Source organism: Aeromonas media (assembly GCF_020423125.1).
In the GTDB taxonomy this organism is placed as follows: domain Bacteria; phylum Pseudomonadota; class Gammaproteobacteria; order Enterobacterales; family Aeromonadaceae; genus Aeromonas; species Aeromonas media.
Window position 1 is genome coordinate 4,410,725 of record NZ_CP075564.1, and the last position, 24,178, is coordinate 4,434,902.

Genomic DNA, 24,178 nt, shown 5'->3' on the forward strand with positions numbered 1-24,178 from the left:
GACATGGCACAACATACATTTCTGGTAGAGATCGGCACCGCCGAGCTGCCCCCCAAGGCGCTGCGCTCCCTGGCCGAAGCCTTTGCTGATAACTTCAAAGCCGAGCTGACCAAGGCCGATCTGGCCTGCGGCGACGTCGAATGGTTCGCCTCACCGCGCCGTCTGGCGCTGAAGGTGAGCAACCTGGCCAGCGAGCAGCCGAGCAAGAGCGTCGAGAAGCGCGGCCCGGCCGTCTCCCAGGCGTTCGATGCCGATGGCAAGCCGACCAAGGCCGCCGAAGGCTGGGCCCGTGGCAACGGCATCACGGTCGAACAGGCCGAGCGTCTGGTCACCGACAAGGGTGAGTGGCTGGTCCACACCGCCAAGGTCGAAGGTCGTCCGGCGCGCGAGCTGCTGGGTGAACTGGTCGCCTCCGCACTGGCCAAGCTGCCCATCCCCAAGATGATGCGCTGGGGCGACAAGAGCATCCAGTTCGTGCGTCCGGTGTTCACCGTGACCCTGCTGCTGGATGGCGAGCTGGTGCCCGCCACCATCCTGGGTATCGACTCCGCCCGCACCATCCGCGGTCACCGCTTTATGGGCGAGCCGGAATTCACCATCGACAACGCCAGCCAGTACCCGCAGATCCTGCTGGAACGCGGCATGGTGATGGCCGACTTCATGGCCCGCAAGGCCAAGATCAAGGCTGACGTCGAAGCGGCGGCCGCCGCCTTCGGTGGCGTCGCCGATCTGGACGACGCCCTGCTGGAAGAAGTCACCGCACTGGTCGAATGGCCGGTGGTGCTGACCGCCAACTTCGAAGAGAAGTTCCTGGCCGTCCCCGCCGAGGCGCTGGTGCACACCATGAAGGGTGACCAGAAGTACTTCCCGGTCTACGACAAGAGCGGCAAGCTGCTGCCGAAGTTCATCTTCGTCACCAACATCGAGTCCAAGGACCCGAGCCAGATCATCAGCGGCAACGAGAAGGTGGTTCGCCCCCGTCTCTCTGACGCCGAGTTCTTCTTCAAGACCGATCTGAAGCAGAGCCTGGCTTCGCGCCTGCCGCGCCTCGAAACCGTGCTGTTCCAGCAACAGCTCGGTACCGTCAAGGCCAAGGTCGAGCGCATCGAGACCGTCGCCGGCTTCATCGCCGAGCGGATCGGTGCCAACGTGGCTCAGGCCAAGCGCGCCGGTCTGCTCTCCAAGTGCGATCTCATGACCAACATGGTCGGCGAGTTCGCCAGCACCCAGGGTGTCATGGGGATGCACTACGCCCGTCACGACGGCGAAGACGAGGTGGTGGCCGTGGCCCTGAACGAGCAGTACATGCCGCGCTTCGCCGGTGATGCCCTGCCGTCCGCTCTGGAAGCCTGTGCCGTGGCGCTGGCCGACAAGCTCGACACCCTGGCCGGTATCTTCGGCATCGGCATGCTGCCCAAAGGTGACAAAGATCCGTTCGCCCTGCGCCGCGCCGCCATCGGTGCCCTGCGCATCATGACCGAGAAGCAGCTGGATCTGGATCTGGTTGAACTGGTTGAAGAAGCGGTACGCGTCTACGGCGACAAGCTGACCAACAAAACCGTCGTCACCGACGTGGTCGATTTCATGCTGGGGCGCTTTCGCGCCGCCTATCAAGACGAAGGCATCGGTGCCGATGTGGTGCTGGCCGTACTGGCCCGCCGCCCGACCCGTCCGCTGGACTTCGATCGCCGCGTCAAGGCCGTCAGCCACTTCCGCAGTCTGGATGCCGCACTGGCCCTGGCTGCTGCCAACAAGCGCGTCAGCAACATTCTGGCCAAGGTTGAAGGCGAATTGCCGACTGCCGTCAAACCGGAACTGCTGGTCGATGCCGCCGAGAAGGCGCTGGCCACTCAGGTTGCTGCCCTGCAAGCCGAACTGGCGCCGCTGTTCGCTGCCGGTGACTATCAGGCTGCCCTCACCCGTCTGGCCGCCCTGCGCGAGCCGGTCGACACCTTCTTCAACGAGGTGATGGTGATGGCCGACGACGAAGCCCTCAAGGCCAACCGTCTGGCGCTACTGAACAACCTGCGCAACCTGTTCCTGCAAGTGGCGGATATCTCCCTGCTGCAGTGATTTTGGTTGGTTGAGTGGTATTAAAAACGGCGCCGTAAGGCGCCGTTTCAATTTACAAAAGTATCAATGTGAAAAAACCTAAAAAATGTACGTACTCATGACTATATGCAACTAAGCACTGTAACCATGAATTGAAAAATTGATTAACAACACATTTATCCTTGTATATTTTAATCATCAAAAATATAGTGTTTGTCACGTGTAAGTTTTGTTTTTATTTATACAAGAGATATATATGCGCCCCATTTTCATTAGGGAAGGTGCGAATAAGCGGGGAAATTCTTCTCGGCTGACTCAGTCATTTCATTTCTTCATGTTTGAGCCGATTTTTTCTCCCGTAAATGCCTTGAATCAGCCTATTTAGACCGTTTCTTCGCCATTTAAGGCGTTATTCCCAGTTTTTAGTGAGATCTCTCCCACTGACGTATCATTTGGTCCGCCCGAAACAGGTTGGCCAGCGTGAATAACATCGCCAGTTGGTTATCGTTTTTCAGCAACCCCTTGTATCTGGCTTTCACGAAGCCGAACTGTCGCTTGATGATGCGAAATGGGTGCTCCACCTTGGCCCGGATGCTGGCTTTCATGTATTCGATGTTGATGGCCGTTTTGTTCTTGCGTGGATGCTGTTTCAAGGTTCTTACCTTGCCGGGGCGCTCGGCGATCAGCCAGTCCACATCCACCTCAGCCAGCTCCTCGCGCTGTGGCGCCCCTTGGTAGCCGGCATCGGCTGAGACAAATTGCTCCTCTCCATGCAGCAGATTACCCAGCTGATTGAGGTCATGCTCGTTGGCAGCGGTGGTGACTAGGCTGTGGGTCAGGCCACTCTTGGCATCGACACCAATGTGGGCCTTCATGCCAAAGTGCCACTGATTGCCTTTCTTGGTCTGATGCATCTGCGGATCGCGTTGCTGCTCTTTGTTCTTGGTCGAGCTGGGTGCCTCAATGATGGTGGCATCGACCAAGGTGCCTTGAGTCATCATGACGCCTGCTTCGGCCAGCCAGCGATTGATGGTCTTGAACAATTGGCGGGCCAGTTGATGCTGCTCCAGCAGGTGGCGGAAATTCATGATGGTGGTGCGGTCCGGCAAGGCGCTATCCAGGGATAACCGGGCAAACAGACGCATGGAGGCGATTTCGTACAGAGCATCTTCCATCGCGCCATCGCTCAGGTTGTACCAATGCTGCATGCAGTGAATGCGTAGCATGGTTTCCAGCGGATAAGGTCGCCGGCCATTACCAGCCTTGGGATAAAACGGCTCGATGACTTCCACCATGTTTTGCCATGGCAGAATCTGCTCCATGCGGGACAAGAAAATCTCTTTTCTGGTCTGACGGCGCTTACTGCTGAATTCACTGTCGGCGAAGGTAAGTTGATGACTCATGATGAACCCTGTTCCATGGCTCCAGATGACAAACAGGATCTCATATCAGGGACTTGTTCGCACCTTCCCTAAGTTGCCCGTAGGGCATAAAAAGTTGTGAAGAAAAAGCTAGAAAAAAGCTAGGACACCAAAAAAAAAGCTAGGACACCCACCAAATCCCAGCTTTGACAACTCACTCCCCCTCCACTTTCCTTAAACCGAAAGACAAGAAAAGCTGGGACACCCACCTAGCCCCAGCTTTGACAACTCACTCTCCCTCCACTTTCCTTAAACCGAGAGACCAAAGGGGAGAGCCATCATGACCATCGCCCGTTCGCGCCAGATCAGCCTCGCCGATACGCCTTACTATCATGTGGTCAGCCGCTGTGTCCGGCAATAAAAGCTAGGACACCCACCTCTTTGACAACTCACTCCCCCTCCACTTTCCTTAAACCGAGAGACCAAAGGGGAGAGCCGCTATGACCATCGCCCGTTCGCGCCAGATCAGCCTCGCCGATACGCCTTACTATCACGTGGTCAGCCGCTGTGTCCGGCGCGCCTTTCTCTGTGGCCAGGATGATCACTCTGGCCAAAGCTACGAGCACAGGCGCCAATGGGTTGCCGACAAGCTGGGCCAGCTGTCGCAGGTCTTTGCCATCGGCATCTGCGCCTATGCCGTGATGAGCAATCACTATCATCTGGTACTCAAGGTGCAGGCCAACATTGCCCATGAATGGAGTGAACGGGAGGTGGCTGAACGCTGGTCCCGCCTGTTTCAGTGGCCCTTGCTGGTACGACGCTGGTATCAGGGGGAGAAACTGATAGCCCCCGAGCTGGAAGTTGTGCACCAGCTGATCGCCCAGTGGCGGGAGCGCCTCCATTCCATCAGTTGGCTGGTGCGCTTGCTGAACGAGTCGCTGGCCCGCCAGGCCAATCAGGAAGATGGCTGCAAGGGCCACTTCTGGGAGGGGCGCTTCAAAAGCCAGGCCCTGCTCACCGAGTCGGCACTGCTGGCCTGCATGACCTATGTCGACCTCAATCCCATTCGAGCTGGCATCGCAACCACACCGGAGGAGAGCGACTTCACCAGCATCCAGCAACGTATCGAGCAGACCGCTGATTTAGCCACACAGCTCCCCTCGCTGTTGTCTTTTGCAAGAGAAGGGAAGCCAGAGGCACTTCCCTGCCATTTTGCCGATTATCTGGCACTGGTGGATTGGACAGGGCGGGCCATTCGCCTCGATAAGCATGGCCATATCCCGCACCATCTCGCACCAGTGCTCCAGCGCTTGGGCATAGAAGAGGGGCAATGGTTGGGGCAAGTCACCCTGTTTCGGCGCCACGGTATCAGAGCGATAGGTGACAAGCTTTGCTGCCAGCGCTACGCCGCCCATTGTGGCCAGACGCGATGTTATCAGCCCAGTCCTTGATACCTGCAAGCCTCGCGAGTTCACCACCAATAGATAGATGACAGCAGCCCTCGTTGACGCCGCACGGGCACTGATTGCCAACTCGCAGCCACTGACGCTCGCTAAAGCTCATGGATCGCACTACCACCACAGTTTCATGCCTTCGAATCAGTCTGCACACGAATGGGTCTTTCAGATTGCCCACCATTTCCCATCAGGTGGGTGTCCCAATTAAGAGACCCCATAGTTTCATGCCTTCGAATCAGTCTGCACACGAATGGGTCTTTCAGATTACCTACCATTTCCCATCAGGTGGGTGTCCCAATTAAGAGACCCCCAATTAAGAGACCAATTCAGGGAGGAGAGATGCCGATCTGCAGGTGTCTTTCGATGGGTTATGTCTTGGAAGGGATGGATTGGACGGCAAGGCAATAATGCTTTCTGTACCTTCATTCAGCCCCGGTTAATATCTGAAAGCCAGGGGTCTATATAATGGCGAAATATCTGTCATTGGATTGACCGGAATAGCTGCCAGGCCAAGTGATAGAACAACATATTGGCAGCATACTCAATATGCATCACTGCAGAGGGCATTTTCATGAAACGTCACCTTATCCTCCTTGGCACCATTATGGTACTGAGTGCTTGCACCTCCACTCCCAGCAGTGAATATACGAAAGCGGGTGCCTCTGAAGCCCAGAGAACAGATGCCTTATCCGAGTGCCAATATCAGGTCAAACTCAACAAGATAGAGGACGAAGAGCAGGCCGAGCTGATCAACCTGTGCATGCAAGGCAAAGGCTTCCGTCTGACCCCGGTGGAATAACTCTCTATGACCGCCTGAAACAGTATCTGCCCAAAATCAAAAGCCCCATATGATGACCATGTTTGGGGCTTTTTGTCCTTAGGCCGCAATGAAGAGGCTGTGATCAATCAAGCTGCGGCCGAGATCCCGACTCTCACCTCCCTGTTGCCACCATACCCCCGGCAAGACCATGGCGCCTCAAAGCACGATGCCGAGCTGCCGTTGCAACTGCCGCTGCCCCTTGGGGGTCAGGGTCAGTTCACGGCTCTCCGGCACGCGCATCAGCCACCCCTTGTCCAGCATATGATCGAGCAGGCGGGCACCCAGCTGGCCGCCAAGATGCATGCGTCGCTCGCTCCAGTCGAGACAGTGGCAGGCAAAGGGGCGCTTGCCAGTCGCCATGCAGTCGATGCCAAGCTGACCGAGATGCTGCTCCCCCTGCGGGGTCAGCCCATAGCCCTCAGCCTCCAGCCAGCCTTGGCTCATCAGGCCGTCATGAAGCCTCACCCCCAGCTCGCCCGCCAGGTGGTCATAACAGCTACGGGCAAAGCGCAGCCGCTCCGGGGTCTTGCTCCTGAGCGCCCCCGTGCCCATGTCCACCAGCCCCATCAATTGCTCCACCACCAGCGCCACCTCATGGCTCGCGATGCGGTAGTAGCGATGCTTGCCCTGCCGGACGCAGGCCATGAGCCCCTGCTGCTGAAGCCGGGCCAGGTGGCTGCTGGCGGTTGACGCCGACACCTCGGCCATCAGGCTCAGCTCGGTCGCCGTCCAGGCACGCCCATCCATCAGGGCGCACAACATGCGGGCGCGGCTGCCATCGGCGATGGCGGCCGCCACCTGCGCCAGGCCTTGTTCCAGGCTCTCCTGTTTGCTCATCTCGCTACTCTCTGCTTGCCCCTGTCATTGCCACTCTGCCGTGACCCTGCTGGCCTTGTCGATGTCGTCGGTAACCAGGATCAGCTGGTTGGCATGGTCGCTGTACAGGGTGATGATGTTGACCGAGGCTTCCCCCAGGGCGCTGCAGATGGCCCCCAGCTGCCCCGGCACCTCCTGCTTGAGGCGGCGTACCAGCACCTCGCGCACCGCTACTACCTTCAGCCCCCCTTGCTCGGCGGCCCGGGCCGCAGCGGCGCCATCTTCCACCAGAAAGTGGGCATGGCCTGCTCCCCCCAGGGTGAACATGCCACCTCCCTCCAGGCTGACACCGGCCCGCCCCATCAAGATCCCGAACTGCCCCAGTGTGCCCGGGTTATCGGGCAGCATCACGTGAATATCGTACATCCCTGCTTCTCCTTGGTGACTCGAGTCCGCAGAGTAATGCCATGACAGGGGCAACGCTTCGATGACGGGCGAAGTGTCCACCCCTTCTGCCCGTGACGACCCAAGCAAAACGGCGCCCGAAGGCGCCGCTTTTTCTGCATCGGACCGCAAGGGATGCCGATCAGCCGGTATAGGCAGGCAGCAGCCCAGCCATGTTGAGCAGGTGGAAGGCGGCGGTCAGCACCCCGAACAGGATCACCAGCCCTATCATCAGGATACCGCCGGGAGCGCGGAAGCCCGTGCTGCCATCAGACGCCGCCTTGCGCACCTTCCAGGCCAGCAGCGGCGGTATGATACAGGTCCACAGGGTGGCCACGGCGCCCGCATAGCCGATAGCCATCAGGAAGCCGAACGGGAACAGCAGGGAGAGCACCAGAGGCGGCAGGAAGGTGACGCCCCAGGATTTGGCGCGGCCGCCCCGGCTGTTGTCGAACTTGAACAGATCCGCCAGATAGTCGAACACCCCCAGGCCCACTCCGATGAAGGAGGAGAGAATGGCCGCCATGGAGAAGGCGTTGAGGGCATTGGCCACCGCCTTGGATTCGATCACCGAGCCCAGGGCCTTGAGCAGGGCATCCACGTTGCCCCCCTGCTCGATCACCGGGCCGAACTCGCTGCGGGGCAGGTTGCCGAACACGCTCACCAGCCAGATGAGGTAGAAGGTCAGCGCGATGACGGTCCCTCCCAGGATGGCACGGCTGGCGCGGCGCTCCTCGCCGTAGTAGGCCCGCATGGACGACACAGAGTGGTGATAGCCGAAGGAGGTGAGCGCCACCGGCAGCATCACCAGGGCATAGGGGGCGTAGTGGGTCTCACTGCCGACTCTGTCGAGCAGCAGGTCCAGGCGGATGTTCATCGACAGACCAGAGATGCCAAAGGCAAAGCTCAGCCCCATCAGGATCACCAGCAGCACGGAGATGCGATCCACCGCCCGGGTGGAGTGCCACACCAGCACCGAGAAAACCAGGGTGAACAGCACGGAAGCCCAGTGGCTGCCCATCCCCGTCATGCCATCTATGATGAGACCGGCCGAGGTGATGTAGGCGTAGAGCAGTATGCCGCCGACGAAATAGACGCTGAGGTTGTTGAGGGCATTGACCTTGTTCCCCAGCAGATCCCGGGTCACGGTATCGAAGGAGACGCGCAGCGGATAGCCCTTGTAGGATTCGAGCAGCATCCAGCCAGAGACCGTCATCACCACCATGGTCAGCGCCACCGCGAGCATGGACCAGAGGCTCCAGGCACCCGCGCCCGCACTCGGCAGTCCCAGCATACCGGCTCCCACACAGACGCCGGCAATGATGCATGCCCCGCCCACCAACGATGGTTTCTGTTCCATTACTCCCCCAAACGGATTGTTGACTGGTCACGGCGCGCCGCCGTGCTTCTCCTGCGTTCGCCAATGCTGGCGCGGGGGGACTTTACCCTTCATGCCTTCGGGTATCAAATCCGGGGGCGAATTGATGGGAAATGGGGGCTATTTCGGGCCATTGCTCCCCTGTTCGGGGTGGTTCAGGCACCCGACACCACAGGGGGCGCCCGCAGACGCCCCCTGTCGGCTTGCCGGAGGGCTGAGGTCAACCGGTATAGATGGGCAACATGCCTGCCATGGCCATCAGGTGGAAGATGGCCGTCAGCACCCCGAACAGGATGACGGCCACCACCATGGGCTGACCGCCGGGGGCCTTGAAGCCGCCCCCTTGTGGCGCCAGCTCCCGGGATTTTTTCGCCAGCAGGGCGGGGATGATGCAGGCCCAGACGGTCGCCGCCGCCCCTGCATAGCCGATGGCCACCACGAAGCCGAAGGGGAACAGCAGGGAGAGCACCAGAGGAGGCAGGAAGGTGACGCCCCAGGACTTGGCGCGACCGGCGCGGCTGTTGTCGAACTTGAACAGATCCGCCAGATAGTCGAACACCCCCAGGCCCACCCCGATGAAGGAGGAGAGGATGGCCGCCATGGAGAAGAGGTTGATGGCGTTGGATACCCGCTTGGACTCGATCACCGAGGCCAGCGCCCCGAGCAGCATATCGACGTCGCCCCCCTTGGCGATGATGGGGCCGAAGGCATTGCGAGGCAGGTTGCCGAAGATGCTCAGCAGCCACAGCAGGTAGAGCGCCAGCGCGATCAGGGTGCCCCCCAGGATCGCCTGCTTGGCCTTCTGCTCCTCGCCGTAATAGGCCCGCATCGACGCCACCGAGTGGTGGTAGCCGAAGGAGGTGAGCGCCACCGGCAGCATGGCCAGGGCATAGGGCGCCTGGCCCAGCTCCTCGGTGAGGGAGTGGAACAGCATGGTCGCGTCTATGTTGACGGCAAGGCCCGACACCCCGAACACGAAGCTCAGCACCATAAAGGCGATCAAGACGACCGAAATCCGATCCACCGCCCGGGTCGAATGCCAGACGAAGCAGGAGAACACCAGCACGAACAGCACCGAGGCCAGCTGGCTATTGATGCCGAGCAGGCCGCTCAGGATCAGACCCGAGGAAGTGATATAGGCATACAGCAGAATGCCGCCGACGAAATAGACGGTCAGATTGTTGAAGATATTTATCTTGTGACCGAGCAGATCCTTGGTCACCGAATTGAAGGAGGCGGTCAATTCATAGGGTTTGAAGGCTTCCAGCAGCATCCAGCCGGAGACCGTCATGATGATCATGGTGAGAATAATGGCCAGCGAGGACCAGCTGGTCCAGGCGCCCGCCCCCGCACTCGGCAACCCCAGCATGCCGGCGCCGACACAAACGCTGGCAATAATGCAGGCCCCTCCCGTCACGGATGGTTTCGATGTCATGTGTTGTCACTCCCGAAATTTCACAGAGCTGTGAAAAAAAAGGGGCACCTGATTAAGTGCCCCTGACTCGTTATGCTTCTATTAATTTTTCACTCTTCTTGCTGACCGCCTGACCCTGAGGCTCGACCTCCTTCAATCTGGCGGTGAAGTGGCGCAGCACCGCCGGCTCATAGATAAAGTCGAGCCCCTTCACGTTCCTGGCGTTCTTCTTCACCTCGCCGAAGGCTTCGATGACAAAGTCCATGTGGGTCTGGGTATAGGTGGCGCGCGGTATGGTGAGGCGCAGCAGCTCCGCCGGGCAGGGGTGCTGCTTGCCGGTGGCGGGATCCCGTCCCAGCAGCAATGAGCCTATCTCCACCGCCCGGATACCGGCCACCTTGTAGAGCTCGCACGCCAGGGCGTGGGCCGGGAACTGATCCGCCGGGATGTGGGGCAGCAGCTTGCCCGCATCCACGAAGGCCGCGTGGCCCCCCGCCTGCTGGCACACCACGCCGATGGCCTCGAGGCCGTCCACCAGGTACTGCACCTGGCCGATGCGGTAGGCCAGCCAGTCCTGGCGCATGCCGTCCCGCAGCCCGACCGCGAGCCGCTCCATGGCGCCCCCCTCCAGGCCCCCGTAGGTCGGGAAGCCCTCCTGCACCACGCAGAGGGTGCGGCACTCTGTGTAGACATCCAGCATGCTGTCGTCCTTGAAGCAGAGCAGGCCCCCCATCTGCACCATGGCATCCTTCTTCGCCGACATGGCGAGGCCGTCCGCGTACTTGTAGGACTCCATGGTGATGGCCTCTATGCTCCAGTCGGCATAGCCGGGCTCGCGCTGCTGGATGAAGTAGGCGTTCTCGGCGAAGCGGGCCGAATCCATGATGACGGGGATGTCGTATTTCCGGGCTATCTCGTAGACCGCCTTGAGGTTGGCAATCGACACCGGCTGGCCCCCGGCGGAGTTGCAGGTGATGGTGCTGACGATGTAGGGCACGTTGGCCGGGCCCGCCTCCAGGATGGCCTCCTCCAGCTTGACCAGATCGAAGTTGCCCTTGAAGTCGGCGGTGACAGAGGTGTCGAACGCCTCCTTGGTGTAGACGTTCTTGGCCACGCAGCAGTTGATCTGGGTGTGGCCCTGGGTGGTGTCGAAGAAGTAGTTGGAGAGCGCCACCATCTTCTTGCGATCCAGTCCCTTCTCCTGCTCCCGCTTCTTGATGAGCACGGGGATGTAGATCTGCTCTGCGCCGCGCCCCTGGTGGGTGGGGATGGTGAGGGAATAACCGAAGATCTCCTGCACCGCCTGCTGCAGGGCGTAGTAGCTGCGGCTGCCGCTGTAGGCCTCGTCGCCACGCAGCATGGCGGCCTGCATGTCCTGGGTGATGGCGCCGGTGCCGCTGTCGGTCAGCAGGTCGATGAAGACGTCTTCGCTATCCAGCAGGAAGGGGTTCATGCCCGCCCTTATGATGGCCTCCTCCCGGTAGGCACGGGTGGTGCGCTTGACTGGCTCGATGACACGAATGCGGAACGGTTCGGGAAGATGCTTGAAGTTTTCCATGGATAGACACCCTTTTTTAAATATTCAGGATGAGTCTCATCACCCGCCATCAATAATGGTTGGCAGCTGGCAAATAATGAGATCGGGTGCACGACATCGCCTCGCCAATAAATAAGGCGAGCGAAAGTGCAGACTATTTCAGATCAGGAATTCAGACGGACTCGTTGCATCCAGATAAATGCACAAGCGCCGCGGGGGATATTACAGCGGGAAGAAGAACGCGATTTTATGATCCAGGGTAAACCACTTGGGTGAGGTGATCATGCTATTCATGTTGTTGCTCATCTGGTTGAAATTAACAACGACCAATAACGCAATCCATTATGGGGGGCCCCGCCCCAGGATCAATTGCGACATGAGCAATTTGGGATGGCGCTAACAGTTTGGCGGGGGATTTTTATACACCCCCGCCGACGGCTCAATGATTCAACCAGGGCAGCCGTTGCAGCAACTCGTAGCGGTCGGCGAGCGGCGTCTGGCTGACCCAGAACTCCAGTAGGCCGTAAGCGAGCAGCGGCAACACCAGCAGCAACAGGCAGAGCAGACCCAGCAGACACTGGGGCTCCAGCCTGCGTGCCTTGCTGCCCAGGTGCAGCGCATCGGCGCTTTTGGGGCAGGCGGCGACGCAGCTCAGGCAGCTGCTGCACTCGAGGCTCTGCACCGCGATCAGCTGGTGTACCTGGATGCGGGAAGGACAGGCCCGGCTGCACTTGTCGCAGTCGTGGCCAGCACTTCGCAGGCAGCGGGCCGGATCCCGGCGAATACGCAGCGGTGTCAGCAGGCCGAGCAAAGAGAGCCAGGCGCCGTAGGGGCAGAGGTAGCGACAGAATCCCTGTCGGAAGGTGACGGTGAGCAGCAGCACCCAGCCAAGGCAGAGGCCGGAGATGAGGGTCAGGTTGAAGAAGAAGGCCCCCATCTTCATGTCCGCCGCCTGATGGTAGGGGCTGGCGAGGTAGCCGGGCAGGGCGGCGCCTGGCACCGCGAGCAGCACGATAAACAGCAGGAAACCGAGCACCAGAAACTTCTGGGAACGCAGCACGACATCGAGCCAGCGCGGTGGCGTCCACTCCCCCGCCAGCCATCGACTGCGCAGGCCGTGCAGCCACTCCCCCACCAGCCCGAGGGGGCAGAACCAGGCGCAGAAGGCCCGCCCCAGCAGCAGGGCCGACAGGCAGAGCACCAGCACAGTGATGGTGGCCGCCGGATGGTGCGGATCCACCAGCCCCTGTCCGAGCCAGGCCCGCAGCCCCAGCCCGCCGGCGATGGGCAGGAAGCCGTCCACCACATCCGGACGCACCAGCCAGGGGGGTATCCCCTGCTCCAGCTGCCAGATATGCAGGCCGTACTGCACAGTCACCAGCCCCCAGCAGAGCAGCAGCAGCTGGCGAGTCCAGGCCCGCAGCGACTGGCTGTTGATCCCGCCGAGTGCCGGCAGCGGTCGGTATCTGTGCCACAGGGCGAGGGGGACGACCACCAGCCCCAGCGCGAACCAGAGCAGGCTGTCCGCCACCACCAGCCAGATCAGGCCCAGCAGGCCGAGGGCAAGACGCCACTGCCAGCCCGATCGCGCCTGCCACGCCAGCAGCACCAGATAGGCCAGGCCAGCCACCATGGTCATCGCTTCAATCAGGCTCATGCATCTCCCTCATAGCACTCATTCGGATAAGGGGGCAGGATAACGAACATCTGAGTTGATTATTTTGATCTGCATGGGCAGAGGGGCCATTCATCAGGATGGCTCCCACCGGCGCTCACCCTTTGCGGCTGCTGACCAGCGGCTGATCGGATTCTGCCTGCTCGGCCCAGAAGTGGATGTTGAAGCGGGCATCCTCCGACAGCTCGACCCTGTGCCAGTACTGGGGCGGGCTGGTGGCAAACTGGCCTGCATGGATCACCAGGCTTATCTCAGGCTGTTCGGCCTGCTCGTCGGCAAAGCCGTGGTAGGTGACGGTGCCCTCCATCACGCAGAGCTGACCGAACACCCCGGCCGCGGTGTTGTGGTGGCTGAGCAGGGCCTGGGGCACGTTGTCACGAGTGAAGAAGGGGGTGGAACGACGCACCACCCAGTGGGCGGGAATAAGGTGCAGTGACATAGACATTCTCCTCAGATGGCCGGGTCAACCCGGCCTGGCGTTATCGATGGATCAACGGGGCAGCTGGCGCAGCAGCGGGAAGGCGGCGCTCATCTGATCGCCCCCCACCACGAAGCCGCACAGCTCGCCAGCTTCGTCGCGCGCCTCGGCCACCATGCCGTGGCTGTTCCAGCGGCACTGCCAGGCGAGATCCTCGCCCTTGGTGCGGCCCGCCAGCTGCAGCGGGTAGCGCGGCGTCTTCACCTTCACCAGCATGGGGGGCAGGGTCAGCGGGGTCGGGGTGCCGAGCAGAGTGCGCGCCAGCGCATTGGCCCCCAGCACTATTGGTTGCAGGAAGGGGAGCAGCTGACCCCGCCACTGCACGCAATCACCCAGTGCGAAGATATGGGGATCGCTGGTCTGCAAGTTGTCGTCGACCAGGATGCCGCGCCCCACCTCCAGCCCGGCCCCCCGGGCCAGGGCCATATTGGGCGTAAGGCCGATGGCGGCGATCACCAGATCCTGCTCGCTGGTGCGGCCATCGGTCAGGGTGACGCGCCAGCCGTCACCGGGCTGGGCGTCCACGCTGGCGAGACCCGTCCCGAATTGCAGGCTGACGCCCTGGCAGCGCAGCGCCTGTTGCAGCGGCTGGGTCAGGGTGGCGGGCAGCAGGGCGCTCAGCGGGCTGCCCGCCAGATCCAGCAGGGTCACCTCGCGGCCGTCGCTCGCCATGTCCATCGCCAGCTCGCAGCCAATCAGCCCGGCCCCCAATATCATGATGCGCCTGGCCTGCTGGATCAGCCCCTCGGCGGCGGCGTACTCCTGCTGGCTGTTGAGGGTCACCAGATGCTCGCTGCCCGGTATCTCGGGGCGCGCCGCGCTGGCGCCGGTAGCCAGCACCAGCTGGCCATAGGGGAAGCTGCCCTGCGAGGTCAACAGGGTGCGCCGGGCGGGATCTATACCCAGCACAGAGCAGTGGGGCAGCAGCGCGATGCGCTGCTGCTCGGCAAAGTCGCTGCCGCTCTGGCGGGTCATGGCCGCGGCGGCGCAGCCCCGGCTCACCACGTGGCTCAAGTCCGGCTTGTTGTACTCGTCACCGCTGTCGGCGGTGATGAGGCGGATGGGCTGCTCCCCATCCAGCTTGCGCAAACTCTTGACCAGCTGCTGGGCGGCAAAGCCGCTGCCGATCACCACTATCTCCCGGCTGGCACCGGCGTCACTCAGGGTTGCTGCATTCATACACAGGCCTCCGCCCCACAGGGTTCAAATACCTCCTTGCCGATGCCGCAGCCCGGGCAGAGGAAGCTGTCAGGTACCTGGGCCCAGGGGGTGCCAGGTGCCACCAACTGATCCGGCTCGCCGAGAGCCGGGTCATAGACCCACTGGCAGACGGTGCAGAGCATGGGCTGGTCGTCGTCCCATTCACCGGCGGCCGGTGCGGCTTGCGGCGCCTTGGCGATCACCGGGGCAGGCGTCACCGCCGTCTGGGTTGTGGTGATCGGGCGGGATGCCTCAAGCGGATGCAGTGCCCACTGACGGGCGAGCTGGCGACCGTGCTCGCGACACTCGGCCAGCGCCGAACCATCCGGGCGCCACTTGGCCTTGAGGGAGAGGCTGATGTCAAAGCCCGCGTCCATCAGCCGGGTCTGGATGCGATCCACCGCGCCGCCGGTCCAGCCGTAGCTGCCGAAAGCGGCGGCGCGCTTGTTGCGAAAACGCAGGCCGGTAATCTCCTCCAGCATGCCAGCCACCTTGGGCATCATGACGTTGTTCATGGTGGAGGAGCCCACCAGTATCCCCTTGGAGCGGAACACCTGGGTCAGGATCTCGTTCTTGTCGTGGCGTGCCACGTTGAAGATCTTCACCGCCACGCCCGGATCCACCTCGTGGATGCCCTGGGCGATGGCGTCGGCCATCATGCGGGTATTGTTGGACATGGAGTCGTAGAACAGGGTGATGCGATCCTCCTGATAGTGATCGGCCCACTCCAGGTATTTGAGGATGATCTGGGTGGGATCCTCGCGCCAGACGATGCCGTGGGAGGTGGCCACCATGCTCACCGGCAGGTTGAAGCCGAGCACTTCCTTGATCTTGGCGGTCACCAGCGGGCTGAAGGGGGTGAGGATGTTGGCGTAGTAACGCTGGCACTGCTCCATCAACTCGGTCTGATCCACCTCGTCGTTGAACAGGTGTTCGTCGCAGTAGTGCTGGCCGAAGGCGTCGTTGGAGAACAGCACCGCATCCTCGGTCATATAGGTCATCATGCTGTCGGGCCAGTGCAGCATGGGGGTCTCGATGAATACCAGCTGCTTGCCGTTGCCGATATCCAGGCTGTCGCCGGTCTTGACCGGCTGGAAGTTCCACTCCGGATGGTGGTGGTGGCCGGTGATGGAGTCGATGGCGTTGTGGGTGCAGTAGATGGGGGTGCCGGGGATGCGGGCCATCAGCTCGGTCAGGGCGCCGGCGTGATCCTCCTCGGCGTGGTTGATCACCACATAGTCGATGGAGGCGAGATCGATCTCTGCCGCCAGGTTCTGCACGAACTCGCGGCTGAACTTGTGATCGACGGTGTCGATCAGCACGTTCTTCCCTTCGCGGATGAGGTAGCTGTTGTAGCTGGTGCCCTTGTGGGTCTTGTACTCGGTACCGTGGAAGTCGCGTACCTCCCAGTCCCGTTGGCCGACCCAGTGGATGTTGTTTTTGACGTGAATGCTCATCAGGCAGTTCCTCAGCAGGCAATAGTGAATGTGTAACTGAATTCCCTATTGCAGCGGACGTGCCAACTCGTAACCCATTGTTTTTAATTGGAACAAAAAACCAAAATTGTCATTTGGACAACCACTCTATATAGTCATATTCACAAACAAACTGTCATTTGGACAATCATCGTGATCTCGACCGACCGCCTGGCGCGCATCGCCCTCGACCTGCAACTCGGCATCTCCCATCAGGACAGATTCCACCGCCTGATCCAGAGCGTGCGCAGCCTGCTGCACTCGGACGCCTCGGCCCTGCTGCGCTACGAGGGGGGCCAGTTCATTCCACTGGCCATCGACGGCCTGATGCAGGACGTGCTGGGTCGCCGCTTCGCCTTGCGGGATCACCCGCGCATGGAGGCCATCGCCCGCGCCGGCGACGTGGTGCGCTTCCCCGCCGACAGCAGCCTGCCCGACCCCTATGACGGCCTGCTGCCGGATCACGACGACTTCAAGGTGCACGCCTGCGTCGGCCTGCCGCTCTTCTCGGATCAGACGCTGATCGGCGCCCTGACCATAGACGGCATGAATCCGGCCCAGTTCGACGGCATCAGCGACGAGGAGCTGCGGCTGGTGGGCGCCCTGGCCGCCGCCGCCCTCAGCAACGCCCTGCTGCTGGAGCGGCTCGCCCGCCAGAGCAGCGAGCCGCTCGCCTCGACCCCCCATGCCGAGGGCCAGCCGGAGATGATAGGCCGCTCCCCCGCCATGGCACGGCTGCGCCACGAGATAGATGTGGTGGCGAGCTCGGAGCTGAACGTGCTGATTTTGGGGGAGACCGGGGTCGGCAAGGAGCTGATCGCCAAGGCGGTGCATCAGGGTTCACCCCGAGCCAAGGCGCCCCTTGTCTATCTCAACTGCGCCGCCCTGCCGGAATCGGTGGCGGAGAGCGAGCTGTTCGGCCACGTGAAGGGGGCCTTCACCGGCGCCATTCACCACAGGGCGGGCAAGTTCGAGCTGGCGGACAAGGGCACCCTGTTTCTCGACGAGATCGGCGAGCTCTCTCTGCCGCTGCAGGCCAAGCTGCTGCGGGTGCTGCAATACGGCGATCTGCAACGCATCGGTGACGACACCCCCCTCAAGGTCAACGTGCGCATCCTGGCCGCCACCAACCGGGATCTGAAGCAGGCGGTGGTGGAGGGGCAGTTCAGGGCCGATCTCTACCACCGGTTGAGCGTGTTCCCGATCCAGGCCCCGGCGCTGCGCGAGCGCCCCGGCGACATCCCCTTGCTGGCCGGCTATTTTTGCGAACGCTGCCGGGTCAGCCTGGGGCTGGAGCGGCTGCGCATCCAGCCCGGTGTACTGCAACTGCTCGAACGCCACGACTGGCCGGGCAACGTGCGCGAGCTGGAGCACGCCATCCACCGCGCCGCCGTGCTGGCCCGGGCCGAACAGGGCAGCCAGGCCCCGACCCTTGCCAGCCATCACTTCAACCTGGCGGCCGGTCCTCTGCCCCCCTCCACCAGCCCCGCCATCGCGCCAGTTGCCCCCTTGCCCGGCGGCCCTGGCCTGCGGGCCGCCACCGACGCCTTCCAGCTCGCGCTGATCGAGCAGACCCTGGCGGCCCACCAGGGCAACTGGGCCGCCACCGCCCGGGCACTGGAGCTGGACGGCGGCAACCTGCACCGGCTCGCCAAACGGCTCGGCCTCAAGCCCTGAGGCACTGAGGTACTGAGCCGAGCCCCATAAACAAAAACCCCCTCGCGATGGAGGGGGTTTGGGGGCAACCGCAGTGGCGATCAGCGCAGGGACTTGACCGAGCGGCGAACGATCAGCTCGGGCTGGACCGTCATGGACTCGACTTCCAGCGCCTTGTTGCGGATCCGGCTCACCAGTTGCTGCACCGCCAGCAGGCCGAGCTCGGCCTTGGGGTGGCGAATGGTGGTGAGCGGCGGGCTGGAGAAGCGCGCCATCTCTACGTCGTCGTAGCCGATCATGGAGATGTCGTCAGGCACCTTGACTCCGGCTTCCCAGGCGGCGCAGATGGCACCGATGGCCATGGGATCGTCAAAGGCAAACACCGCCGTCGGGCGAGGCGTGAGGGCCAGGATCCGCTGCATGGCATCGTAGCCGCTCTGGCTCTCGTAATCCCCTTCGAAGATCTGCTCATCCTTCAGGGTCAGCCCCTGCTCGCCCAGGGCGTCACGCACCCCGTCCAGCCGCTGCTGGGTGGTCGGCTTGTCGATCTGGCCCGTGATGCAGACGATGCTGGTGTGACCCTGCTCCAGCAGATGGCGCACGGCCAGGCGCGCACCTATGCGGGCGTTGTCGTTGATGACGTTGGCAAAATCACACTCGGTTCCCCAGTCCAGCACCACTTGAGGCACGTTCTTGTGGATGCGCAGCATGTCGCGCAGCGGGGTGTCGATGTCGGTCCCCAGCACCAGCAAGCCGTCGACCCGCTTCTCCATCAACATGCGCAGATAATGCTGCTGACGGGGGGGCTGGTTCTCGGTGTTGCACAGGATCAGGCTGTAACCCTGCTCGAAGCAGTAGGCTTCCACCCCTTGCACCACTTCCGCGAAGAAGGGGTTGGCACTGGTGGTGACCAGCATGCCGATGGTCTTGGTTGAATTGATCTTGAGGCTGCGCGCTACCGAATTGGGCGCGTAGTTGAGTTCTGCCACCGCCTCAAGCACTTTCTGGGTTGCATCTTCGCTGACCCGACGGGTGTGATTGAGTACATGTGAGACGGTGGAGATGGATACGCCTGCCCTGGAGGCGACATCCTTGATAGTGGCCATCTCTGTCTCCTGAATAACAAAGGCGGAACAGTAGCAGATTTCCCGAATAAAGGCTTGGTTTTAACGAGAGCTGCCAGTGAATTGTCAATCTTGGCTAATCTAGGCGGTCATTTCTTTTTGCGCAAACGGAATTTGGTCAAAATGAGAGCGGACGCAGAATGAAATATCGTCAGTTTTTTACTCTGATTTTTTCCGCACACACCTCTTGTTGTGAAGATGTTAACCGACAAAAACAAAATTAAACTCTACCAATAGTGAAACGGCAGGGCATTTGTTTCATAAAATGGCTTGCCACCCCCGCATGGTTAGTATCTTTAACATCTTGTTATTGCACGGCGAGGAATGATAGAACCTTATCTATTGCCGGGCTGGCGGGACACAGGCTCGGAATGACACACGGAAAATGAAACAATCCACTGATTAAGGGACGAATCAATGAATAACTTGAGCAAAATGGCAGTCAGGGCAGCGGTTTCTTTGGCTCTGTTTGGATCAGTCTCCATGGCCAATGCGGCCGATACCATCAAGATCGGCATCGCCGGCCCTCTGACCGGCCCGGTCGCCCAGTACGGTGACATGCAGTTCACCGGTGGCAAGATGGCGGTCGAGCAGATCAACAAGGCGGGCGGCATCAAGGGCAAGCAGATCGAAGCCGTCATCTATGACGACGCCTGCGATCCCAAGCAGGCCGTGGCCATCGCCAACAAGGTGATCAACGACGGCGTCAAGTTCGTGGTCGGCCACCTCTGCTCAGACAACACCCTGCCCGCCTCCGACATCTATGAAGATGAAGGCGTGCTGATGGTGACCCCGGCGTCCACCAACCCCAAGATCACCGAGCGTGGCTACCAGCTGACCATGCGCACCATCGGTCTGGACAGCGACCAGGGCCCGACCGCCGCCAAGTACATCATCGAGCAGGTCAAACCCCAGCGCGTGGCCGTCATCCACGACAAGAAGCAGTACGGTGAAGGCATCGCCTCCAGCGTCAAGGCGGCGCTGGACAAGGCGGGCGTCAAGGTAGTGGCCTTTGAAGGCATCACCGCCGGGGACAAGGACTTCTCCGCCCTGATCGCCAAGCTGCAGAAAGAGAACGTCGATTTCGTCTACTACGGCGGCTACCACCCGGAACTGGGGCTGATCCTGCGCCAGGCCGGCGAGAAGGGTCTGAAGGCCAAGTTCATGGGTCCGGAAGGGGTGGGTAACAAGGACATCTCCGCCATCGGCGGCCCGGCGTCCGAAGGCCTGCTGGTCACCCTGCCGAACAAGTACGATCTGCTGCCTGCCAACGCCTCCATCGTGGAAGCGTTCAAGGCCAAGGGTCAGGACTCTTCAGGTCCCTTCGTCTGGACCACCTATGCAGCGGTACAGACCCTGGCGGCCGGCATCGCCAAGGCGGGCGAGGATGATCCGGCTGCCGTGGCTGCCGCCATCAAGGCCGCACCGGTCGACACCGTCATGGGCCCCCTGAGCTGGGCACCGAACGGTGACCTCAAGGGCTTCGAATTCGGTGTCTTCCAGTGGCACGCCGACGGTACCTCCACTCAAGTCAAATAATCTGCCGGTCGGGGTGACATGAGTCACCCCTCCTTTCTTTGCGGGCAAGTACAGGGAACGCGGTATGTCCGAACACCTTCTTTATCTGGTTCAGCAGTTGCTGAACGGATTGACCATAGGCAGCACCTATGCGTTGATCGCCATCGGCTACACCATGGTCTACGGCATCATCGGCATGATCAACTTCGCCCACGGCGAGGTCTACATGATCGGTTCCTATGTCGCCTTCATGGTGATGGCGGGGCTCACGATGATGGGCATCGACAGCACTGTGCTGCTGCTGGGCGGCGCCTTCCTGGTGAGCATCATCATCACCGGCAGCTATGGCTGGTCCATAGAGCGGGTGGCCTATCGTCCACTGCGGGGCGGCAACCGCCTCATCCCCCTCATCTCCGCCATCGGCATGTCGATCTTCCTGCAGAACATGATGCGGATGGCACAGGGCTCGCGCGATATCGCCATGCCCACCCTGATCTCCGGGGGCTGGACCCTGGGTGGTGAGGACGGCTTCCAGGCCAGTCTCTCCTACATGCAGCTCATCATCTTCGTGGTGACCTTCATCACCATGCTGGCGCTGACCCAGTTCATCAACCGATCCCGCATGGGCCGCGCCTGCCGCGCCTGTTCGGAAGACATCAAGATGGCCAATCTGCTGGGCATAGATACCCATGTGGTCATCTCCATCACCTTCGTGCTCGGGGCGGCCCTGGCCGCCGTCGCGGGCGTGCTGCTCGGCATGTATTACGGCGTCATCAACCCCTACCTCGGCTTCATGGCCGGCCTGAAGGCCTTTACCGCGGCCGTATTGGGTGGCATCGGCAGCATTCCTGGCGCCGTGATCGGCGGCCTGCTGCTCGGCGTCGTCGAGGCGCTCACCGCCGGTTACCTCAGCACCGAATACAAGGATGTGATGGCCTTCGCCCTGCTCATCTTTGTGCTCCTCTTTATGCCCACCGGCATCCTGGGTCGTCCGGAGGTCGAGAAGGTATGAAAAAACAATTTATCCATGCCTGTATCGCCAGCCTGATGCTGCTGGTGCTCTCCTTCTGGCTGCTCGGCTTCAAGCTGGAGACCGATGGCTCCCGCCTGCTGGTGGTAAGCCGGCTCGATGTCTCCCTGGCCTGGCTGCTGGGGGGCGCCGCCCTGGTGTTCTGGTTCCAGCTGATGCGCGGCCAGATCAGTCGCCTGTTCCAGGCCTCCATCAGCGGCTTCTCCGTCGGCTTCACCAAGCTGGTGCTGCCGAGCCCGGAGGAGGCGCCCAAGCTCTATAACATCACCGCCATCCTGGTGCTGCTGTTTGCGGTCAGCTGGCCCTTCATGGCCTCGCGCGGTGCCATCGATCTGGCCACCCTGGCCCTCATCTACATCATGCTGGGCCTGGGCCTGAACGTGGTGGTGGGCCTCGCCGGCCTGCTGGATCTCGGTTACGTCGGCTTCTACGCGGTCGGCGCCTACAGCTACGCCCTGCTCAATACCTACTTCGGCCTGAGCTTCTGGGAGTGCCTGCCCATCGCCGGCCTGATGGCGGCCACCTTCGGCTTCCTGCTCGGCTTCCCGGTGTTGCGGCTGAGGGGAGACTATCTGGCCATCGTTACCCTGGGCTTTGGCGAGATCATCCGCATCCTGCTCAACAACATGACCACGCTGACCGGCGGCCCGAACGGAATCTCCGGCATTCCCAAGCCGACCCTGGGCGGCCTGGAGTTCAACCGTACCGTCAAGGACGGGGGCTTCGAGACCTTCCACGAGTTCTTCGGCATCGCCTACAACGCGAACCACAAGGTGATCTTCCTCTACCTGATGGCGCTGGTGCTGGTGGTGGCGACCCTGTTCGTCATCAACCGCCTGCTGCGCATGCCGCTGGGCCGTGCCTGGGAGGCGCTGCGGGAAGACGAGATCGCCTGCAAGTCACTGGGGCTCAACCCCACCATCATCAAGCTGACCGCCTTCACCATAGGCGCCTGCTTCGCGGGCTTCGCCGGCAGCTTCTTCGCCTCGCGCCAGGGCTTCATCAGTCCGGAGTCCTTCGTCTTCATCGAGTCGGCCATCGTCCTTGCGATTGTGGTGCTGGGCGGCATGGGCTCCCAGATCGGGGTGGTACTGGCAGCCATCGTCATGACGGTGCTGCCTGAGCTGGCCCGTGAGTTCAACGAGTACCGCATGCTGATGTTTGGCCTCTTGATGGTGTTCATGATGATTTGGCGGCCGCAGGGACTGCTGCCCATGAGCCGACCCCATATGGAGCTGCGCAAATGAGCAAGCTGAACAATACCAACAACAAATTGCTCGATGTCTCCGATCTGTCGATGCGCTTCGGCGGCTTGCTGGCGGTCAACGGCGTCAAGCTGGATGTGGACAAAGGCGAGGTGATCTCCATCATCGGCCCCAACGGGGCGGGCAAGACCACCATCTTCAACTGCCTGACCGGTTTCTATCGCCCGACCGGCGGCACCATCCGCTACCGTGGCGAGGAGATCCAGGGATTGCCCGGCCATCTCATCGCCCGCAAGGGCATAGTGCGCACCTTCCAGCATGTGCGCCTGTTCAAGGAGATGACGGCGGTGGAGAACCTGCTGGTGGCCCAGCACAGGCATCTCAATACCGGCTTCATCGCCGGCCTGTTCAAGACCCCGGCCTTCCGCCGTGCCGAGCGGGAGGGGCTGGAGCAGTCCGCCTTCTGGCTGGAGAAGGTGGGCCTCAAGGATCTCGCGAACCGCGCCGCCGGCAACCTGGCCTACGGTCAGCAGCGCCGTCTCGAGATCGCCCGCTGCATGGCGACCCGGCCCGAGCTGCTGATGCTGGATGAGCCGGCCGCCGGTCTCAACCCGCACGAGACCGACGAGCTCAACGAACTCATCTCCAACCTGAGGGACGAGTTTGGCGTCTCCGTGTTGCTCATCGAGCACGACATGAAGCTGGTGATGGAGATCTCCAACCGCATCTTCGTGGTGAACCAGGGCACCCCGCTGGCCCACGGCAAGCCGGATGAAATCCGCAACAATCCGGCCGTGATCAAGGCCTATCTGGGCGAGTCGTAAGGACAAAAAGATGTTAGAACTTCGCAACGTATCGACCCACTACGGCAAGATCCAGGCGCTGCACGATGTCAGCGTCGAAGTAAAAGAGGGGGAAATCGTCACCCTGATCGGCGCCAACGGCGCCGGCAAGACCACCTTGCTGATGACACTGTGCGGCGAACCCAAGCCCAGCAGCGGCAGCATCTGGTTCGAGGGGGAACAGATCAACACCCTCAGCACGGCCCGCATCATGCGCAAGGACATCGCCGTGGTGCCGGAGGGGCGCCGCATCTTCGCCCGCCTGACGGTGCAGGAGAACCTGCTGATGGGTGCCTTCTTCGTCGACAAGGCCGAGCAACACGGCCTGCTGGATCAGGTATTCACCCTGTTCCCGCGCCTGCACGAGCGGCTGGAGCAGCGCGCTGGCACCATGTCCGGCGGCGAGCAGCAGATGCTGGCCATAGGCCGCGCCCTGATGAGCAAGCCGCGCCTGCTGCTGCTGGACGAGCCCTCCCTGGGGCTGGCCCCCATCATCATCCAGCAGATCTTCGACACCATAGAGCAGCTGCGCCAGAAGGGGATGACCATCTTCCTGGTGGAGCAGAACGCGAACCAGGCGCTCAAACTGGCGGATCGCGGCTATGTGCTGGAAAACGGCCGGGTGGTGCTGCAGGACACCGGGGCGGCCCTGCTCGCCAACCCGGCAGTGCGCCAGGCCTATCTCGGCGGCTGATC

General features: G+C 61.6%; 21 protein-coding genes. 9 read left to right on the forward strand and 12 right to left on the reverse strand.

The annotated features are described in order from the left end of the window. Nucleotides 1–3: 3 nt before the first annotated feature. Nucleotides 4–2,073 (forward strand): glycine--tRNA ligase subunit beta, encoded by a 2,070-nt coding sequence (glyS, locus tag KI797_RS20410; RefSeq protein ID WP_226170828.1) that lies wholly within the window; start codon nt 4–6, stop codon nt 2,071–2,073. Nucleotides 2,074–2,474: 401 nt separating this feature from the next. On the opposite strand, the gene KI797_RS20415 is transcribed toward glyS, so the two are convergent. Next, nucleotides 2,475–3,455, reverse strand: coding sequence for an IS5-like element IS5 family transposase (locus tag KI797_RS20415; RefSeq protein WP_026141915.1), 981 nt, complete (start codon nt 3,453–3,455; stop codon nt 2,475–2,477). Between the two features lie 458 nt (nt 3,456–3,913). Between KI797_RS20415 and KI797_RS20420 the strand changes: the two genes are divergently transcribed. Further along, nucleotides 3,914–4,864, forward strand: a complete 951-nt coding sequence (locus KI797_RS20420; protein ID WP_226170829.1) for a transposase — start codon at nt 3,914–3,916, stop codon at nt 4,862–4,864. A 577-nt stretch (nt 4,865–5,441) separates the two neighbouring features. Then, a complete protein-coding gene (locus KI797_RS20425; RefSeq protein WP_226170830.1) occupies nt 5,442–5,669 on the forward strand; it encodes a putative periplasmic lipoprotein in 228 nt (75 codons plus the stop codon). A 177-nt stretch (nt 5,670–5,846) separates the two neighbouring features. On the opposite strand, the gene KI797_RS20430 is transcribed toward KI797_RS20425, so the two are convergent. The 10 genes from KI797_RS20430 to norV all read right to left on the reverse strand — a co-directional run bounded on the left by KI797_RS20430 (nt 5,847) and on the right by norV (nt 16,089). Next, complete coding sequence (locus KI797_RS20430) at nt 5,847–6,527, reverse strand: ArsR/SmtB family transcription factor (RefSeq protein ID WP_226170832.1); 681 nt, start codon at nt 6,525–6,527, stop codon at nt 5,847–5,849. 24 nt (nt 6,528–6,551) lie between these two features. Further along, entirely contained in the window at nt 6,552–6,932 is a 381-nt protein-coding gene (locus tag KI797_RS20435) for an amino acid-binding protein (protein WP_226170833.1), read from the reverse strand. 160 nt (nt 6,933–7,092) lie between these two features. Next, a complete protein-coding gene (locus KI797_RS20440) occupies nt 7,093–8,310 on the reverse strand; it encodes an aromatic amino acid transporter (protein ID WP_226170834.1) in 1,218 nt (405 codons plus the stop codon). A gap of 238 nt (nt 8,311–8,548) precedes the next feature. Beyond that, a complete protein-coding gene (locus KI797_RS20445; protein ID WP_226170836.1) occupies nt 8,549–9,763 on the reverse strand; it encodes an aromatic amino acid transporter in 1,215 nt (404 codons plus the stop codon). Between the two features lie 70 nt (nt 9,764–9,833). Next, a complete protein-coding gene (gene tnaA, locus KI797_RS20450) occupies nt 9,834–11,300 on the reverse strand; it encodes a tryptophanase (RefSeq protein ID WP_226170837.1) in 1,467 nt (488 codons plus the stop codon). A gap of 201 nt (nt 11,301–11,501) precedes the next feature. Further along, complete coding sequence (gene tnaC, locus KI797_RS21175; protein WP_404801086.1) at nt 11,502–11,585, reverse strand: tryptophanase leader peptide; 84 nt, start codon at nt 11,583–11,585, stop codon at nt 11,502–11,504. Between the two features lie 133 nt (nt 11,586–11,718). Next, nucleotides 11,719–12,936 carry a 4Fe-4S binding protein gene (locus KI797_RS20460; protein ID WP_226170839.1) on the reverse strand — a complete coding sequence of 406 codons (1,218 nt, stop codon included), beginning with the start codon at nt 12,934–12,936 and terminating at the stop codon, nt 11,719–11,721. 115 nt (nt 12,937–13,051) lie between these two features. Next, nucleotides 13,052–13,393 carry a DUF1971 domain-containing protein gene (locus tag KI797_RS20465; protein ID WP_226170841.1) on the reverse strand — a complete coding sequence of 114 codons (342 nt, stop codon included), beginning with the start codon at nt 13,391–13,393 and terminating at the stop codon, nt 13,052–13,054. Nucleotides 13,394–13,444: 51 nt separating this feature from the next. Continuing rightward, entirely contained in the window at nt 13,445–14,611 is a 1,167-nt protein-coding gene (gene norW, locus KI797_RS20470; protein ID WP_226170843.1) for an NADH:flavorubredoxin reductase NorW, read from the reverse strand. Next, complete coding sequence (norV, locus tag KI797_RS20475; RefSeq protein WP_005330034.1) at nt 14,608–16,089, reverse strand: anaerobic nitric oxide reductase flavorubredoxin; 1,482 nt, start codon at nt 16,087–16,089, stop codon at nt 14,608–14,610. The genes norW and norV overlap by 4 nt, the downstream gene beginning before the upstream one ends. A 171-nt stretch (nt 16,090–16,260) precedes the next feature. On the opposite strand from norV, the gene norR reads away from it, so the two are divergent. Further along, nucleotides 16,261–17,784 carry a nitric oxide reductase transcriptional regulator NorR gene (norR, locus tag KI797_RS20480; RefSeq protein ID WP_264160718.1) on the forward strand — a complete coding sequence of 508 codons (1,524 nt, stop codon included), beginning with the start codon at nt 16,261–16,263 and terminating at the stop codon, nt 17,782–17,784. 80 nt (nt 17,785–17,864) lie between these two features. Here norR and KI797_RS20485 read toward each other — a convergent pair whose 3' ends face one another. Next, nucleotides 17,865–18,869 carry a substrate-binding domain-containing protein gene (locus tag KI797_RS20485; protein ID WP_005330032.1) on the reverse strand — a complete coding sequence of 335 codons (1,005 nt, stop codon included), beginning with the start codon at nt 18,867–18,869 and terminating at the stop codon, nt 17,865–17,867. A gap of 435 nt (nt 18,870–19,304) precedes the next feature. On the opposite strand from KI797_RS20485, the gene KI797_RS20490 reads away from it, so the two are divergent. The 5 genes from KI797_RS20490 (at nt 19,305) to KI797_RS20510 (ending at nt 24,176) form a co-directional block, all read left to right on the forward strand. Next, entirely contained in the window at nt 19,305–20,426 is a 1,122-nt protein-coding gene (locus tag KI797_RS20490; protein ID WP_041206698.1) for a branched-chain amino acid ABC transporter substrate-binding protein, read from the forward strand. A gap of 64 nt (nt 20,427–20,490) precedes the next feature. Beyond that, the gene (livH, locus tag KI797_RS20495; RefSeq protein ID WP_005330030.1) at nt 20,491–21,417 is read left to right on the forward strand and encodes a high-affinity branched-chain amino acid ABC transporter permease LivH; all 927 of its coding nucleotides are present in this window, start codon (nt 20,491–20,493) and stop codon (nt 21,415–21,417) included. After that, on the forward strand, nt 21,414–22,682 hold the full coding sequence (locus KI797_RS20500) for a high-affinity branched-chain amino acid ABC transporter permease LivM (RefSeq protein WP_005330027.1): 1,269 nt from the start codon (nt 21,414–21,416) through the stop codon (nt 22,680–22,682). Before livH ends, KI797_RS20500 begins: the two co-directional genes overlap by 4 nt. Then, nucleotides 22,679–23,464 carry a high-affinity branched-chain amino acid ABC transporter ATP-binding protein LivG gene (gene livG / locus KI797_RS20505; protein WP_043132444.1) on the forward strand — a complete coding sequence of 262 codons (786 nt, stop codon included), beginning with the start codon at nt 22,679–22,681 and terminating at the stop codon, nt 23,462–23,464. Before KI797_RS20500 ends, livG begins: the two co-directional genes overlap by 4 nt. 10 nt (nt 23,465–23,474) lie before the next feature. Next, a complete protein-coding gene (locus tag KI797_RS20510; protein ID WP_005330014.1) occupies nt 23,475–24,176 on the forward strand; it encodes an ABC transporter ATP-binding protein in 702 nt (233 codons plus the stop codon). The last annotated feature ends 2 nt before the right edge of the window (nt 24,177–24,178 follow it).